General features: G+C 50.1%; 12 protein-coding genes and 1 tRNA gene. 3 read left to right on the top strand and 10 right to left on the bottom strand.

The window, feature by feature from the left end:
• Positions 1 to 4 precede the first annotated feature (4 nt).
• The 4 genes from pgaD to pgaA are packed head-to-tail and all read right to left on the bottom strand — an operon-like array spanning position 5 to position 6,332.
• Positions 5 to 511, bottom strand: a complete 507-nt coding sequence (pgaD, locus tag JQ822_RS09705; protein ID WP_213133294.1) for a poly-beta-1,6-N-acetyl-D-glucosamine biosynthesis protein PgaD — start codon at positions 509 to 511, stop codon at positions 5 to 7.
• Entirely contained in the window at positions 508 to 1,842 is a 1,335-nt protein-coding gene (gene pgaC / locus JQ822_RS09700; RefSeq protein ID WP_213133293.1) for a poly-beta-1,6-N-acetyl-D-glucosamine synthase, read from the bottom strand. Before pgaC ends, pgaD begins: the two co-directional genes overlap by 4 nt.
• Positions 1,839 to 3,860: a poly-beta-1,6-N-acetyl-D-glucosamine N-deacetylase PgaB gene (pgaB, locus tag JQ822_RS09695; RefSeq protein ID WP_213133292.1), complete on the bottom strand. Its 2,022-nt coding sequence runs from the start codon at positions 3,858 to 3,860 to the stop codon at positions 1,839 to 1,841. The genes pgaC and pgaB overlap by 4 nt, the downstream gene beginning before the upstream one ends.
• Positions 3,861 to 3,869: 9 nt before the next feature.
• Entirely contained in the window at positions 3,870 to 6,332 is a 2,463-nt protein-coding gene (gene pgaA / locus JQ822_RS09690; RefSeq protein ID WP_213133291.1) for a poly-beta-1,6 N-acetyl-D-glucosamine export porin PgaA, read from the bottom strand.
• A gap of 820 nt (positions 6,333 to 7,152) precedes the next feature.
• Here pgaA and JQ822_RS09685 point away from each other — a divergent pair.
• The gene (locus tag JQ822_RS09685) at positions 7,153 to 10,692 is read left to right on the top strand and encodes an inverse autotransporter beta domain-containing protein (protein WP_213133290.1); all 3,540 of its coding nucleotides are present in this window, start codon (positions 7,153 to 7,155) and stop codon (positions 10,690 to 10,692) included.
• Positions 10,693 to 11,715: 1,023 nt separating this feature from the next.
• Positions 11,716 to 12,474, top strand: coding sequence for a 3-deoxy-D-manno-oct-2-ulosonate III transferase WaaZ (gene waaZ / locus JQ822_RS09680; protein WP_213133289.1), 759 nt, complete (start codon positions 11,716 to 11,718; stop codon positions 12,472 to 12,474).
• Between the two features lie 435 nt (positions 12,475 to 12,909).
• On the opposite strand, the gene JQ822_RS24635 is transcribed toward waaZ, so the two are convergent.
• From JQ822_RS24635 to actS, 4 genes are all read right to left on the bottom strand, one after another.
• The gene (locus tag JQ822_RS24635; RefSeq protein ID WP_446715009.1) at positions 12,910 to 13,038 is read right to left on the bottom strand and encodes a phage baseplate protein; all 129 of its coding nucleotides are present in this window, start codon (positions 13,036 to 13,038) and stop codon (positions 12,910 to 12,912) included.
• Between the two features lie 74 nt (positions 13,039 to 13,112).
• A complete protein-coding gene (locus JQ822_RS09675) occupies positions 13,113 to 13,349 on the bottom strand; it encodes a hypothetical protein (RefSeq protein ID WP_213133288.1) in 237 nt (78 codons plus the stop codon).
• 371 nt (positions 13,350 to 13,720) lie between these two features.
• Positions 13,721 to 13,794: transfer RNA gene (locus tag JQ822_RS09670), tRNA-Gly, on the bottom strand.
• Positions 13,795 to 13,873: 79 nt separating this feature from the next.
• Entirely contained in the window at positions 13,874 to 14,632 is a 759-nt protein-coding gene (gene actS / locus JQ822_RS09665) for an amidase activator ActS (protein ID WP_213133287.1), read from the bottom strand.
• Between the two features lie 166 nt (positions 14,633 to 14,798).
• Here actS and idi point away from each other — a divergent pair, with 166 nt between their 5' ends.
• Positions 14,799 to 15,347 (top strand): isopentenyl-diphosphate Delta-isomerase, encoded by a 549-nt coding sequence (gene idi / locus JQ822_RS09660; protein WP_213133286.1) that lies wholly within the window; start codon positions 14,799 to 14,801, stop codon positions 15,345 to 15,347.
• A 44-nt stretch (positions 15,348 to 15,391) separates the two neighbouring features.
• On the opposite strand, the gene lysS is transcribed toward idi, so the two are convergent.
• Positions 15,392 to 16,909, bottom strand: coding sequence for a lysine--tRNA ligase (lysS, locus tag JQ822_RS09655; protein WP_213133285.1), 1,518 nt, complete (start codon positions 16,907 to 16,909; stop codon positions 15,392 to 15,394).
• 9 nt (positions 16,910 to 16,918) lie between these two features.
• Positions 16,919 to 18,017 (bottom strand): peptide chain release factor 2 gene (gene prfB, locus JQ822_RS09650; RefSeq protein ID WP_213133284.1). Its coding sequence is split into 2 segments (ribosomal slippage): positions 16,919 to 17,941 and positions 17,943 to 18,017, totalling 1,098 coding nucleotides; the frame shifts between segments, so codons are not numbered across the junction.
• Positions 18,018 to 18,028: the final 11 nt, after the last annotated feature.

Here is an 18,028-nt window from a genome sequence, read left to right as displayed (position 1 = left end):
AATATCACTCAGGCCTGGTTTGCAACGACGGCTCCCTCTCTGGCGACAAATACTCCAGCATCGCAGGCGTTGGCGGCGGCAATCGGTTATCGGCGATGTGCTTATCCACATCAACATGGCTGATTTCACCGTTCTCATGATGGTGGACCGTCAGCACCCTCGCTTTGTTCAGTTCCGTCACCAGTTCCCGGGTAATGCGTAAGCTTTCCGCCAGTTCATGGTCTTCCAGTCCAGGTCTACGGCTGCGTCGTTCCACTCGAAAACGATACTGGTTGTACTTTGCCCAGCCAATCAGCACCAGACCGTTGACCAGAGCGACAAGGATGTAAAACGTCACTGTATCCAGCGTGGTGAAAAAGGGCCGTACGCCCATATATGGCGAGTGCGCCAGCGCGGTGATCAGTCCTTTATAAATCAGGTATAAAAACCCAACCCAGGCAACCAGCGTTAACAGCACGTCGATGGCCCGTGGCAGAAAACGCTGTTCGGTAAAGATCAGTGGCTGATTCATGATTCGATCCTCCCTATTCCACGGTCAGGACTCACCCAGCGCGCCCTACCACGTTTGCGTTTGAGCATGACTTTGGGGAATGCCACCAGCGTGGTGAACAGGCTCAGCATCCAGTACACCACCGGGAACCAGATAATCCAGAACAACGAGGCGCCAATGCCTTTTTCATAGCGTCGTTCGATCATCAGACTTACCGCAAACTGGAGCAGGCAGACCACGCCGAGAATTAACCCGGTGAATGCCGGTGGGAACAAGTTTTGCACATACAGCGAATCGGGCATTGGGATCATTAATCCCAACAGGAACAGCACGATACTGATCGCGTAGGCAAAGGACCAGGCGGTCGAAAAACAGAACTCGAGGAACAGCGGCCACATGCGGCGGAATTCCCACGACCACAGGCGACGCATGTTAACGATAAACACCTCTGCACCACCTTGCGCCCAGCGCAGGCGCTGTTTCCACAAGCCTCTTAATGTTTCAGGCATCAGGATCCAACACAGTGCGCGCGGCTCAAAGAATACCGACCAGTGGCGCAACTGCAGCTTCCAACTGATGTCGATATCTTCGGTGATCATGTCCGGGCTCCAGTATCCGACCTCAGCCAGCGCACGACGACGAAACGCGGCAACCACGCCAGAAACGGTAAAGATCTGCCCATAGACTCGCTGGGTACGTTTAATCAGGCCGATGATCGACGAGAACTCGCCGACCTGCACGCGACCAATTAACGTGGAACGGGTGCGAATACGCGGATTCCCGGTGACTGCACCGACGCGCGGGAACTGGATCAGCGGAGCCACAATATACGCAACCGCATCGCGATCCAGTAACGCATCGCCATCGATACACACCAGGTAATCGCTGCGCGCCGCCGCCGCACCGGTTTTGAGCGCCAGCGCTTTGCCCTGGTTCTCAGCCAGATGAATCACCCGCAGGTTCGGGTGTTCCACAGCCAGCTGTTCCAGCACGTCGTGGGTGTCATCCGTCGAACCGTCGTTGATGGCAATGACTTCAATGTTTTTATAACGCTGCGCCAGCGCTGCACCGATGGTTTCACGCGCGTTGATCCCTTCGTTAAAACACGGGATCAGAATCGAAACCAGCGGATTCCCCTCCAGCGTCGGTGGCGGTGTATCGTCTCCCCATTTCCAGTGGCGTTCACGGTAAAACCAGAAGTACACCCCGCCGCTTATCCATAATGCAGACATGAACAAGGGCCAGAAGAAGACGAAGTTCAGCATCACTTCACCCGTAAAGACGACCGCCACGCCAAACGGCAGGCTGAACATCAGGCAAAGTATCAGAAAAGCAATAATGCGATCTGTCATTTTTGCGGGTACCAATATGAGGAGAACGTCGAACGAATCTCTGACATCTCGGGTTTGTCGTTGATGAAATCATCCGGGTAATAACCGTAGTTACCTGCGCCGCTTAATTTAAGCTGACGCATCCATTCGGCTATCTGTTTACCACTGATTTCAGCCTGTTCACCGGATTTACGCCAGTCACGTGCCTGCAGTTCAAACACGGTTTTATCCAGCGCGCCAGGGGTCTGCGCAACCGCATTCACCAGTCTGTCGAGCCAGGCGTTGGCATCCTTGGCTGGAATATTTTCCATCAATGGCATCGCCATCGGCGCCGTCCAGTCATAGGTATTGAGGAAGTCATTCAGATTCTGTGCAAACCAGGCTTCACTTTCAGGTTCCAGGACCGGCATTGCATAAATATTGCGCGCAGTTTGTACCTGCGGACCGCGAATGTTACGCACCGACCGCGTCAGCTGCTGGGTAAAGTCGATCAGCATCTTACTTTTCAGGCGAGTCCAGCGCTCAAATGCCTGCGGATCGTTACGGATTTTCTCAATGCTATCCGGAAGGCCCGCAGCGCGGTAGGCTGCTAACGCCTCCGGTGAGGCATCTTCAAAGTCCGTCAGGAACGCGTCATCATGGAACAATATGCCTTTGAAGCTGGCGTGCTTCGCCAGATCTTCATAGATCTCGGTAATACGCTTACGCGCTTCGCTATCCCAGGGGGACAGACGGACATAGCTCTCGCGATTGATTGCACTGCGCCCCGTTTTCGGATCCCACGCTGTGACGCGCGGAATAGAGGCGTCGAGATCGAAGGCCAGCACCGGCATCCAGGCGTAGACGGTAGCGCCTGCACGCGTTTGTAATTGCCAGGAGATGTAGTTAAAGAGATCGGCACGCATCGGCAGCCAGCGGTTAGGGAAATAGAGTTCGCGAATATTCCCATCGCCTTTAGGATCGGCGTACGCCTGCAGGAAGACATGTGAAATGCGCATGTCGTAAACACGCTGGATCAGCTTATCAATGTTTCTCTTCTGCTGGGCAGGATCTTTGTCATACACGTAATCCAGATCGACATGCATCACGCGCATCGTCTGCGGTTCACGCACCTGGGCAACCTGACTGGCAAAACGCTTGAGAGAAGGGTTATCCGATATCAGTACACGCGGAATATCATCAAGAAACGCCGCATTCGCCAGCCCTTCGTTGAGCGTAAACGCCATCTTATAGCCATGCTCTTTGGCCAAATTTAACGTCGTGCCGTTAGCCGCACCGTACGGCCAGACCCACGCGCGCGGCGATTTCCCGGTTACGGACTTAATTTTGTTGGTGATCAATGAGATATCGGTATTAATGCGGCGATAGTACTGCTCGTCCGTTTCATAAGTCCCGGTTTTCTTGTCATACAGACGGTTAGCCACCGCCGGTTCTTTACTGCCCTGCGGGTTCGCCTCAGCACCGAAATGCGAGTTCCATGTGTGCGCCCCGACCTCCACCAACGGTGACTTGCCCATTTCCTCCACCATTTTCCAGGTGGCGAATTTGTCTCGGGCCGTCATCAGGCCGCCAAAATCCACTTTTTTGTTAGCGGGGGCATCCACCCAACTTCCCACCGGTGCCCATAGTGCAGGCCAGTTGTAGGCTTTCAGCAGCGGCCAGACGCGGGTATAAAAACTGCTATAGCCATCATCAAAGGTGAGTAACACGGCTTTTTCCGGCAGCACGATTTTACCGTCATGGGCATCGAGAATTTGCTGCACGCTGATCGGGTTATAGCCATTGTCACGCAGCCAGCCAATCTGATCGCTCAACGCACTGGTGCGCACAGAGAGGTAGCGCTGATCGGCTGCGCCATCCTCGACATCGTGATAGCCCAGCACCAGGAAACTATTTTTTGGCCACGGATGGTCCGCCGTCAGCGCGGTCCTCTCTCCCGGAGGAACATAGCGAGGCGTCGTATTGTGCGCACTACTGCACGCGGTAATCATTAACCAGCCAGCGATGAGTGCGCTAAGCCACAGGCATCTTTTCAGCATGAACAATCCTTAAAACCTGACATTCAAATCGAAAGCGAGGGAGATATTCCGCTCACGTTTACCGTCGTAGGGGCGTTTATCCCACACCAGCATCACCCCGCCATCCACGACGTTGTTCCATTTAAGCCGCTGTCCGTATCCCACCTGAACGATGGCGCCCACGTCTTCACCTTGCTGCCAGTAGCCACCTACACCAGCCACACCTTGCTGCGTCCACACGGTGTCATAGTGGCGGTAAAGAACCTGCTCTGCGGCAAGCCCTGGTACAGCGGAAAAATCACTCTTAGGGTTGTAATACGGCACATTCTCTTTGGTGTTGGTACTTCCGCCGATGCCCGGAGTGAAGTCCAGCGTGAAGCGCGGGGTCGTCCAGATGCGCTCTTTTCCGCTAAGCCCGTACTCGATACGATCGTTACCATCCGAGAAATGTGATGCGGCAAACGACAACTGATACTCTCGTCGTTCGTTTTGATACCAGCGGACAAACATATCCCCGCCGTTTGCATACACCCCGCTACGCAACGCGCGCAGCGGCGTATTACGCGACAAGCGCTCGGCGGAACCGCCTACGCGCCAGTTATCATTGAAGTCGTGCCAACCGGAAAGACGGCCACCAATCTTCTGACCATCGCCATAATTTCGACCAGACACTTCCATTTCCGCCCAGTAATCACGGGAAGTCCATTCCGCACCGGCAGCCAGATCGCGGCTGATGCCCTTACCTTCTTCAAATTCACCAGTGGCAAAGTTGAATCCGGTAAACAGTCGCCAGTTGTCGTTGATCGGCGGGCTGTAAATAGCGGTATTGATGTTGAAGTCATTCTTGCCGCTGACCGGGCTATCAGAGGAGATCCCCTGTGTTCCGCTGATCCGCACTTCCGACATTTTGTGCACATCGCGGATGCGGGCGAGGCGCAGCGTCGCTTCATCATCCGGGCTACGGACGATGACGTCATCAGTCAGTTCATCGGCCTGCTTCCATTCCTGAAGATCCAGCGCCACATAAGCCTGCTGGCGCTCCAGCTCCAGGTTACTTGGTTCGATCACTTCCGCAAGCTTCAGCTCTTTCTCAGCCGCATGCGGCAAGCCGCGGGCTTCTAGCACAGAAGAGTAAAGTATGCGCAGCCCCTGATTTCCCGAGCCTGTACGCGCCAGATGCTCCGTCAGCTTTTCGGCTTCAGGCAGGTCATTGGCGGCAATGTAATATTGTGCAAGCAACGTCTGGCCAAGCAGCCAGTTATCGTTAGGCTGCGGCGTGGGCGAACCATAGATCCGTCGCAGATACGGACTGTCTTTAATTAACGTATCGACCTGTTTTTTGGCATCAACAAAGTTTTCATTATCAATATGCGCATAGAACAGATCCTGCTGATCCTCAGGGCTGAGCGGCGTAACGGGTAACGGCCCGTTCGGGTAGTAGATGCTCATCAGCATCGCTTCGGTTTTTTCCGGCTGACGTTCGCTTAACCATGCGGAAGCCACCCAGCGTTTTGCATAGTTGGGAATTTCACCTTCGGCAGAAAGTGACTCATATTCCGTAATGACTTCAGCGGTGCGCTTGCGTACCAGCAAGGCACCCATGCGGTCAATTCTCGCCCGGCGTACATCGCCCTGGGCAGAGGGATCATCTTTCCACGCGGTAAGCAGTTGGTCATACCGGGCAAGGGCTTTATCCGCCACGATAAAACGTTCTTCTTCGTTGCGCGCGGTAGTATAAGAGGAGCGCACTTTTTCGGCGGCGGCATCAAGTGCAAGACGACGTTTAACGGGATCGGATGTTGGAACCTCTTCCGCCAGTCCCAGCGCAGGTTCGGCTATGCGGTTGGCTGACAGCGCAGACAACAGCGTAGATTTTGCATTTTTATTGCCCGGATCGACTTCAACCGCCTGACTGGCGACAAGCAACGCATCCCAGTTTTTATTCTGCGAATGATACACGTAGGCAAGCAAGGCATCAGAATCGGCCCCCGGATGCGCCCGCGCCCATTTATTCGCTTCGGTCAGGGCTTGTTGATTGTAACGGGCATCGGCCAGCGTCATTATCCAGCCGGTACGAATATCAGCGTTGTCAGGTTCTTCCTGTAAGACGCTTTCCCAGATAGCTAACGAATCATTCCAGCTTTTCTGATTACGATACGCACGCGCAGCGGCGACTTTGCCACGCGCAGGTACATCCATCTTTCCGCGATACTGCTGCCAGATAGCAATCGTTGCTTTATCGTTGTTATCGACCCAGCCGGAGACTTGCAGCCAGTCGGCAACCTGATTGGGTGTGAGCGCACTTTTCTTTCCCTGATCCTCGAGGTAGCGCAATAGCGGCGCGCTATTCCCACCCCGAGCTTCAATAATCAAAGCATCATAATCTGATACTGCCGCAGAGATTTGCATGGGGAAAAGAACGCTGGCCGTAAATAAGCAACTTACAGACTTAAAGCGTTTAATGAAATTGGCATGTCGACGCATACTGAACATATCTTCCCTTATATCTTACACCAGATTAAAAACAAGCATTATCAATAGGTTATTGTCACTCCCTGACGGTTGCCGACCATGTAAAAAAACAGTGCAGCTTATTTAGCAATGTGGTTGTAACCCATTTAACTCTTTCGTCTTATTGACGACCAGCACCTCATCCACTAGCACAAAGAAGAGGTCAGAAACTCATGAATTTTAACACTACGCGAACACGGTGGCTACGCGATAGGAAAACTCTTAAGCAAAAAAAGTATTTTAGACTAAATTCTCCTAATACTCTTGGGATCGAATACTGCGTTTAGATAATTTGGGGCAGCAAAACCATGCAACGCCATTTATTATTACCAATAAATATAAAACCACCATGTAACTGTTTGCCTGTTAACTATCTTGAAAGCAGTAAACAGAAAAATGCCAGGGATGTCTCTGCGGACCAACCTGCACGTAAGAGCGGCGCTGCGGCTGCTATTGGGTAAAAGATACCGCATCATAGGACACACATTAAGATACAAGTCTGCAGATTAATTCCCGCGAGATTCTATATTTTATTTATCAGAAAACCATTACATGAAAAAAATAAAACACAACCACTAACACTCTATATAAAAAAGCATAGCCACATCCATCAACCATTATAATTTCAGATTTCAAAACCACGTATCACCAATAGGGAAAATAGAAGCTTTTACAGTGTAAATACATCCAGTTAACTGTTCTCTGAACACCTCTTGAAATTTTCCATTAAATACATATAGTACGCATCTCGTTCATTACCTGGAATAACCTTTGATTTTTTTAATTGATATTGGAGTTACGAATGTCAAATAAGAAAATTTCGCGGAATACTGGGGCAACGGGCTCCGTTAACAAGGTTGTAGCATGGTCAACGATCGCTTTGCAGGCCCTGTATCCTGCGCTTCTCAGCTTCACGCCAACAATCAGCCATGCCTCAGCCGTTAAGGCACCGCAAACCGCCGAACAGCAAGAGCTGCGCGGCCTGTCTTCCTTCGCAGCCCAAGCGGGAAGGAGCATTGAAAACGGCCATGCAGGCAGTTTTGCTGCAAATACCGTTTCAGCGCAGGCAACGAAGGAAGTGGTAGAGTGGCTGCAGCAGTACGGTAATGCGCGTATTCAACTCAACGTGGATGAATCTTTCTCTTTGAAGGATTCCGCATTTGATTTCCTTTATCCGTGGGTTGATACAAAACAGCATGTCTTATTTAGCCAGACATCGCTTCATCGTACAGATGACAGAACCCAAACCAATATTGGTATGGGTTATCGCTACTTCACACCCGATAATTCCATGCTGGGTGCAAACCTGTTTTATGATTACGATTTAAGTCGCCATCATGCTCGTATGGGCGCGGGTATTGAATACTGGCGCGATTATTTACACGCAGGTGCGAATGCTTATTTAAGGCTATCAAAATGGAAAGATTCTCATACCCTGGATGATTATCAGGAACGTCCGGCGGATGGTTGGGATATCTATACCGAAGGTTGGTTACCGTCGTACCCGCAGCTGGGGGCATCGCTTAAATATGAAAAATATTACGGCAAGAATGTCGGTCTTTTTGGCAGCAACCACCTGCAGGAAAATCCATACGCCTTTACGGGCGGGATCACCTATACGCCGGTTCCACTGGTGACGTTCTCTGCTGAGCACAAGCAGGGGGAGAGCAATACGCATGATTCACGCTTTGGCATTGAGATTAACTATCGTCCCGGCATCCCGCTGGCGAAGCAACTCGACAGTGACAACGTTGCGGTGATGCGCGAGGTTCAGCACGGGCGCTACGATTTTGTCGAACGTAATAACAATATTGTTCTGGAATACCGCAAAAAATCGGTGCTGAAAATTAGCCTGCCCGAGAGCGTTCAGGGGGAAGGCGGAACCGTCATCCCGGTGACCATTTCACTGGATAAATCCCGCTGGGGCATTCAGTCGGTAGAGTGGAACGATAGCGCATTTACCGCCGCCGGGGGACGCATTTCCGGTAGCGGCACTTCATGGCAGCTAACGTTGCCGGCCTATACGCCAGGCGGCACCAATCATTGGCAGATTGGCGCGACGGCGCGAGATGTAAAAGGAAACGTCTCTAACTATGCGGTGATGAACGTGACGGTGACGGGGAATTCAGCTTCTGTCGGAACGCTGGATTTCACGCTGAACGGCGAACGTGAACCGAGCATCGCAGCTGACGGGCAATCACAGCATCCGGTGACGCTGGTATTAAAAGATGCCAATAGCCAACCGTTAACAGGACTTGCACATGACATTGAACTGGCTTTGGCATTTACGCCCGACGCGCAGGTAAACCATCAACGTTCTGCCCAGACCCCGACGTTGGGCGACGTTCAGGAAACCCGTTCCGGGGTGTATACCGCGATGCTGACACCGGGCTTAACTGCGGGTACCGCGCGCATCACCGCTAAAGTACTGGGTAAAACAGAAACCCTGACAGTTAAGCTGACGGCTATTACCGCCGAGGCGGCGAAATCGACACTGACGGTAGCGCCCGTGGAACAGGTTGTTGGATATCCCATCAACCTGGCGTTAGACGCCAGGGATAAAGACGGGAATGCCATCACCGGCGATGACAGCTTACGTTTTTATGCAGTTTCCGCCAGCGGCGAGGTTCGTTTTACTGCCGTAGAAGAAAAAGACGGGGTGTATACCGCCAAAGCAACGTCCGAACTGGCTCAGGCGACGCGTCTGGGTGTGACATCACAAAAGCACGACTTCTCCGGTCTGGAAAAACCGGCCAACTGGATTGCCGACAAAACGCAACCGGTGATTCAGGCCTTTAACCTGACCAGGGACAATGCGCTGGCGGATGGCAAGCAGACTAACGTCGTGAAGGTTGCCCTGACCGACCGCTATGGCAACGCGCTGTCCGGGTACACGGTCTCGCTGGCGTTACCGTCACAGGTCAAGGTTGCGAATGGGGAAAGCGCTGCCACCACCGATACCAGGGGGGAAGCAACATTCTCACTGATCAGTTCAACGCCGGGAACCTATGAGCTTACGCTGAACGTAGGAAACATCACCTCATCACTGAGTGCGACATTTGCCTCTGCAATGAAGGACGCAACATTATCTCTGGCCGCCAAAGATAATGGCGCAATAACCAATATTGCTGCAAACGGTCGCGATGGCGCCACGCTTGAGATCAAGCTCGACAATGCAACCATGTCAGTTGCAGGACAGAAAGTGGAGCTTATCGTCGAGCCGCAGGGACTCGTGTACCCAGACAAAATTATCACCAATAAAGACGGTTATGCCACAGTGACATTAACCACGGTTAAGGCAGGCAATTACACCGTTAAAGCGAGGGCTACCGATGGGCAACATAGCATTGAGTCCTCGGGCGTTGAACTGGGTTTTGTGCCTGATATCAACAGCGCGGTGGTGAATCTGACCGCACCTGAAGAGAGCATCGTGGCCAACGCTTCAGTTGCGCATGCGATTCAGGTTCGGGTTGTAGACGGTCAAAATAATCCGTTTAGTGGAGACGTGCGCCTGACCAGTGAACCAACCCGCGGATTGAAACTGGAGCAATCCGTGCTGACATTGGATGAAAAGGGAATGGCATCAACAACCTTCATTGCCTCTGAGGCCGGAAATTATCAATTGCGGGCAACCTTCGAGAAAGAGAGTCGGCCCGTTACCACCAGTCAGGCCATTGAAGTGTTGTCAGATCTGCAAAATGCGTCGTTGGCGATCAAGCCATCAGTGACATCGGCCGTGGTAAGTGACGTGGACAACGTGACGTTTACCCTGCATCTGACCGATACCTCTGGGAACAACGTCAGCAATCGTAAGCTGAAAATTACGGCCACAGGCCCATCATCAAGGGATCCTCTGGTGATTGACAATACGCTTGTCACCACCGATGAATCCGGTACTGCGACCGTGAATGTCCACGGTAAAAAGGCGGGTAATTACACGCTAACCGCCACATTGGCTGAACACGGTAGTAACGTCTCGGCAAATGCTTCGCTGACACTGAATGCCGATGCCCAGAATCCGGTGCTCACTGTGGAGCAGGATTTTGGTTATGTCGTTGCCGATCTTGAACCGGTGGGCTTTATGGCCCGATTGCGGGATAAATTTGGCAATCCGTTAAACGGCAGTGTCGAATTTAGCGCAGGCAGCAAAACCCATCCCGGTACCGGAACCTTTACGATGACGCCGGATAAAACCAGCTTTAAGTTAGGGAATGCCTACTCTGAACTGAGAACGGATACCGCAGGTGAAAGTTGGGTGAAAGTGAAGGCAACAACAGGCACTCAAACACTGGAAAAAGAGTTAACCATCTGGGTGGTTGAGAACCATAAACCGAAATCCTGATTCGGGAGATAAGCAGGGGGGTAGTCACTGTGCGAGTGGCTACCTCCTCTTCTATATTTAGTCCATGACTCTTCTGCTCACTCTGGCTCAGAGTTGTAATAATATTAACACGACAAAACTTACCCTCAACGTCCCCCTTCCCCATTGATTTGAAAACGAGCAACAATATAATAAATGGGGCTAGAAATATCGATAAATCCTCAGGTAAAATATTTACAGCCTGACAACCATGCTATCAAAATTAATTTATCACGTGACAAACTACGCAGGGAGAGTTGAATCGAAGATCCGGCACTACCGTTTACATAAAATTAATAACACATAACATATATCATCAATTCGGAGTCTTGCATTTTCACTCTCAAAAATGTAACCCGATAAATATTCCGCTTCAAAAATGTACACAGCGATTTTTCTGCAACTGCATTTCAATCACTCCCATGGCTTAAATGCTGATCAATATCACATACTTATACGCAAATCGTGTATTCTGTGATTAGTTAGTATTTGCAGTAAATTACTTACATACAACTTTCGTAGATATAACCATTACTCTCATGAATGATACCTGCAATCAGATCATTTCGGCCTGACCTCATCCACTCTGTAATATTCGTTCTGGCATCCCGGGATGACTGTCTTTATCCCTAACATCGGCATGTTCAGCTTTTGTCAGTTCAACTATTCATTAAGCATATTTAGTCTGACACATTTCATATGGTATATGATGCGATTATATTACTCATTTTATTTTTTAAATAAATCAATTGGTTAGATGGATGACATTGTTTGGCTTTGCAATAAAAAGCTAAGAAAATCATTGATAATAAATTTACCAAGAATGTCATTTATAGCACTAAACATCACTAAAAATAAATCCTCTGCAATTAATATTTATCTGAGTCAGATAAAAAACATTCATATTGCGGATATATGCCCTCCGCGAAACAGCATTTGAAATAATTTATTGATAGTTTGTGATTTAAATCACATCAACTCATTGATTTTCTTATGGAAATAAAAATGATAATCACCAAACAAAAAATAGATGAAATGAAAAAAAACATTTCAAATGATTGCATAATTTATTTGTCGGGCCCATCATCGCTAGAAACACCAATAGATTTGATGAATGAAAAATGCGTCTTTAGCGTAAATGGTAGTGCCGGATACTTAATTGATAATCACATACCTATCTTTGCGTATATAGTTTGCGACGGTTCATTTTACCGGAACTGCAAAGATCTTTTTAATAAATATTCATCTTATGCAACATATACCTTTATTAGTGAAAATATTCTTGAGCAAGTTCATGGTGAAGAAAAAGAAACTCTCATTAATAATTTCTTTATTTTGCGCGATTTTTGTAAATCCAGAGGTGGGTTAGGTAGAAAAATAAGATACGCTATTAAATCAACATTTAACAGCAGCATATTCATTAAATGCTCAGTATATCGAAAAGTCAAAACCATAGCGTTTTCGACAGATGTGTCTTATGGTCATTTTGGTAGTGCAACAGTCGCATTTAGTGCCTTACAAATAGCTATTTCATTTAATTTTAAGAGAATAATTTTTTCTGGATTAGATTTAAATAACAAGTGTGAGCGGTTTTATAATGAAGCTCGGATTCAACCAACAACATTGCCATCAGATTTGAAGTTTATTCTTAAGTCACTTTCATTTTTAAAAGAAAAATATCATGGTGAGATTTATAACCTTTCAAAGAAAACAGCCATCCCTTATGACATAATACCTTTCATAAGTGCGGATGAAATAAGTTAATGACTTTGCGCTACGATATACCAACGTTCTCATTAAATGATAACCAGTTATATATCTGGTTATCATTTTTATTGCAATGAATAAACCTCATGTGTATTACGACATGCACATCTAAATATATTTCCCGTAATACGGGTTAAAAAATGCTACGCCTTCCGTTGCCGCTCCTGAGTCAATTGCTACCGAACCCGTACCTGTTGGTGCATGCCCACCTGCAGGGTGTTGCCGGATATCCACCCACAACATCAAAGGAGCCATTTGAAATATTTGTATAGATCTGATTTGACGTCTCAATATGGGTAACCGGCACACCGTGTACATGATCGTCTACAGGGTTCATAGTCAGAGTGACACCTAACTCTGAGCAACAATATACCCGTTCTGTATGCGCCACCACCCGGCCTGATAGCCTGCTGTGTAGTTTGCAGTGAGTCCCTAGTTATCCGTTGCCGCACCCACGCCAGCAATCAGACCAACTACAGGCGACCATGTGCCAACTCCGATAATATCTGCGGGGTTGCGGCTATCGGTATAGCTGGAGAATTCACTGCCTACCGGGTAAATATCGTCCCAGGTTAAACCTGTACCAAAGCGGGGATCATCACCTGCTGCAACGGTTCCTGCGGTTTTTCCGACGTTCAGGGGGCTGCACCGCCCAGTCCAAGGTTCTGACGACCAGCAGCCTGCGCATCAGTACCAGCAGCAGCGATTTCAGAGAAGTTATTCGCAGTTGCAAGATATTTTCCGTCGGGAAATGCACCAGAAATACCTGCAGAGACAATAGCCTGAATAGATTCCGATAATTGAGTCAGACTGTCTTTCTTTGGCACACTTTTGGCAGTAGAAAGCACATTCATCATTTCTGCAATGATCATGTTATACGTATCCGGCCCCGGGTACGTTGGCTGGTGCTCACCATCACCTTCTGTAAACCAAGTGGGGGCGGTGCTGTATACCGGTTTTATGGCTGGCATGACCGACACACCCGCCAGTTATATACGCTTTCTCAGAAGGCATCGCTCGGCGTATCTCAAGGTCTGTAAGAGGCATATGTATAGTTTTCTTCTTAAAGATTTCCCCCGTGTGTATAGTTTCAGAGTGTACAGGAGAAGCTATACATATTTCTATGCAACATAGGCTATTGATTTGGGGTAAAACAGGTTGAATTCCATTGACAAGAAAATGTCAAAAAATTCATGTAAATCATGAGGTAGTTGACTTGAGTCGAGTTCAGGAGACTTGAGTTTGGAGCGGGCGAAGGGAATCGAACCCTCGTATAGAGCTTGGGAAGCTCTCGTTCTACCATTGAACTACGCCCGCATTGAAGTGCGTAAGGGATTATAAACCTTACACACTTCCTGGCAAGGGGCTGACCGTCTGACTGGCGATTAATTCACCGTCAGCATTTTGGCTTGCTGCCCTGCGGCGGCAGATAGCGCAACGGATCGATAGCCGTCGCGCGATAGCGGATCTGGAAATGCAGGCGTACTGAAGCCGCATCAGAGCTGCCCATGGTGGCAATTTTCTGCCCTGCCTTCACGTTTTGTCCGTTGTTTACCAACAGCGTGTCGTTATGGGCGTAGGCAGTAATGTAATCTTCACCATGTTTAATCATCACGAGGTTACCGTAGCCGCGCAGCTGATTGCCGACATAGACTACCTTACCCGCTCCAGCCGCATAAACTGGCGTGCCGCGCGCGGCAGAGATATCAATCCCCTTATTGCCACCTTCCGCCGTGGAGTAAGGCAGTATCACCTTCCCACTGGCAGGCCACTGCCAGCAGCGTTGCCCCACCGGCGGCCAGGATGACTGTGGCACAGAGGAAGACGGTCTGGCTGCTGCCGTTTTGGTGGAGGATTTCGATTTTGTTTTAGCCGATGCCGTGCTGGTTTTCGCGCCACCGCTAACCTTGAGTTTTTGCCCGACTTCAATGGTATAAGGGGGTGAAATGTTGTTCAGGCGAGCGATCTCTTTGACGCTAGTCCCTGTCGCGCGTGAAATACGATATAACGTATCTCCCCGCTTCACGGTATACACGGAGCCGGAATAACTTCCTGTATCAGACGACTGGCTCCCGGAGCACCCTGCTAACAGCAGGCCAGCACACAGCACCATCGCAATACCTAAGCTATTTTTCTTCAGGCGTCCTGCACTCAAAACAATTCCTCGCAACATTTTAAGACGCTTTATCATAGCAGCCAGATGCCGGATGCCAAATCATATCGCGACGCGAATCGTCTGTTCAGGCATTTCACACCGACGGATAATCAATCTGTCGCAATTAAGCTTATAATAGTGACGCTTAAGATTAATGGTGGACGCTATGCGACAGGAACACATCATTTTGTTGAATGAGCAGGGTCAGCCCTGTGGAACACTGGAAAAGTATGCGGCGCATACCGCGACAACGCCCCTGCACTCAGCCTTCTCGTGCTGGTTATTTAACGATCAGGGCCAACTGCTGGTTACCCGCCGTTCGCTGCACAAAAAAGCCTGGCCGGGCGTCTGGACCAACTCAGTCTGCGGCCATCCGCAATCCGGTGAAACAATTACTGACGCCATTATCCGCCGCGCTCATTTCGAAATGGGCACAGAGATCGCCGAACTCACTCCCGTGTACCCTGATTTTCGTTACCGCGCCGCGGATCCCGGTGGGATTGTGGAAAACGAAGTTTGCCCGGTCTATGCCGCACGGGTCGTGAGTCAGCTACAGCCGAATACGGATGAAGTAATGGATTACCAGTGGAGTGAACTTGAGGATGTGTTACGTGCGCTGGATGCCACTCCGTGGGCCTTCAGCCCGTGGATGGTGCTGCAGACAGCAAATCCTGCAGCAAGAGCATTACTGCTGAATTACGCTCGTCGCAAATAAAAAACCCCGACAAGTGGCCGGGGCTTTGCTCTACATTTTAAGGCTTATTTAACCGGACGCATCGCCGGGAACAGGATCACGTCGCGGATGGTGTGGCTGTTGGTGAACAGCATGACCATACGATCGATACCAATACCCAGGCCAGCTGTCGGCGGCAGACCGTGTTCCAGAGCGGTAACATAGTCTTCGTCGTAGAACATCGCTTCGTCATCACCAGCATCTTTGGCGTTAACCTGATCCTGGAAACGCTGCGCCTGATCTTCTGCATCGTTCAACTCACTGAAACCGTTACCGATTTCACGTCCACCGATGAAGAATTCAAAGCGGTCAGTGATTTCCGGGTTCTCGTCGTTACGACGCGCCAGCGGAGAAACCTCTGCCGGGTACTCGGTGATGAAGGTCGGCTGAATCAGGTGCGCTTCCGCCACTTCTTCAAAAATCTCAGTCACGATACGGCCCAGGCCCCAGCTCTTCTCAACTTTGATGCCGATAGATTCAGCAATCGCTTTTGCAGAATCGAAGTTATCCAGATCCGCCATATTGGTTTCCGGACGGTATTTCTGAATCGCTTCACGCATGGTCAGTTTTTCGAACGGTTTACCAAAATCGAAGACTTCTTCGCCGTAAGGCACTTCGGTGGTTCCCAGCACGTCCTGCGCCAGCGTACGGAACAGAGATTCGGTCAGTTCGATCAGATCTTTGTAGTCCGCATAAGCCATGTAGAGTTCCATCATGGTGAACTCTGGGTTATGACGAACGGAGATACCTTCGTTACGGAAGTTACGGTTAATTTCGAACACGCGTTCGAAGCCGCCAACCACCAGACGCTTGAGGTACAGTTCCGGCGCGATACGCAGGTACATGTCCAGATCCAGCGCGTTATGATGGGTGATGAACGGGCGTGCAGCAGCACCGCCTGGGATCACCTGCATCATCGGGGTTTCCACTTCCATAAAGCCACGACCAACCATGAACTGACGGATACCCGCCATGATCTGTGAGCGCACTTTAAAAGTGTTGCGGGATTCATCGTTAGAGATGAGATCCAGGTAGCGCTGACGATAGCGTGCTTCCTGATCCTGCAGGCCGTGGAATTTATCCGGCAGCGGACGCAGCGCTTTGGTCAGCAGACGCAGCTCGGTGCAATGGATGGACAGCTCGCCGGTTTTAGTCTTAAACAACTTACCTTTCGCGCCGAGGATATCGCCCAGATCCCATTTTTTAAACTGCTCGTTGTAGACGCCTTCCGGCAGATCGTCACGTGCAACGTACAGCTGAATACGACCTCCAACGTCCTGCAGCGTAACGAATGAGGCTTTACCCATAATGCGGCGGGTCATCATACGACCCGCAACGGAGACCTCAATGTTCAGCGCTTCCAGCTCTTCGTTTTCTTTCGCGTCGAAGTCAGCATGCAGTTGGTCTGAGGTGTGATCGCGACGGAAATCGTTCGGGAACGGGATCCCCTGCTCGCGCAGGTTAGCCAGCTTCTCACGGCGCGTTTTCAGTTCATTGTTAAGATCGGCTACCGCGTCAGCGCCCTGTGCGTGTTGTTCAGACATGTTGGTTCCTCATAACCCTGCTTTCAAACTTGCTTCGATAAATTGATCCAGGCTGCCATCCAGCACCGCCTGCGTGTTACGGGTTTCAACCCCGGTACGCAGATCTTTGATGCGGGAGTCATCAAGGACATAAGAACGAATCTGGCTACCCCAGCCGATGTCGGACTTGGTATCTTCCATCGCCTGCTTCTCGGCATTCTTCTTCTGCATTTCCAGTTCATAAAGCTTTGCTTTCATCTGCTTCATGGCCTGGTCTTTGTTCTTGTGCTGGGAACGATCGTTCTGGCACTGCGTCACTAATCCGCTTGGAATGTGGGTAATACGCACCGCAGATTCCGTACGGTTAACGTGCTGACCACCCGCACCTGAAGCGCGGTAAACGTCGATGCGCAGGTCCGCCGGGTTAATTTCGATATCAATATCGTCGTCAACTTCCGGGTAGACAAACGCAGAGCTGAACGACGTATGACGGCGGCCGCCGGAGTCGAACGGGCTCTTACGTACCAGACGGTGCACACCCGTTTCGGTACGCAGCCAGCCGTAAGCATACTCGCCAGCAATTCTGATGGTCACGGATTTAATACCCGCAACTTCACCTTCAGATTCTTCAATAATTTCGGTCTTAAAGCCACGAGCTTCAGCCCAACGCAGATACATACGCATCAGCATGCTGGCCCAGTCCTGCGCTTCGGTGCCGCCAGAACCTGCCTGAATATCGAGATAGCAATCTGCGCTGTCATATTCACCGGAGAACATACGACGGAATTCCAGCTGTGCCAGTTTTTCTTCCAGCGTATCGAGTTCGGCAACGGCTTCGTTAAAGGTTTCTTCGTCGTCGGCTTCTACAGCCAGTTCCAGCAAGCCGGAGACATCCTCCAGGCCCTGGCTCATCTGATCGAGCGTATCAACGATGGCCTCAAGGGCGGAACGTTCTTTGCCCAGCGCCTGCGCGCGTTCGGGTTCGTTCCAGACGTCCGGCTGTTCCAGCTCGGCGTTTACTTCTTCCAGACGCTCTTTCTTGGCATCATAGTCAAAGATACCCCCTAAGAACGTCAGAGCGTTCCGTGAGGTCCTGAATGCGGTTATTTACCGGATTAATTTCAAACATGGTCTGTTTTC

Source organism: Citrobacter sp. FP75 (assembly GCF_018342065.1).
Lineage (GTDB): Bacteria > Pseudomonadota > Gammaproteobacteria > Enterobacterales > Enterobacteriaceae > Citrobacter.
Note: the sequence above shows the minus strand (reverse complement) of the source record. Positions and strands in the feature narration are given on the sequence as shown.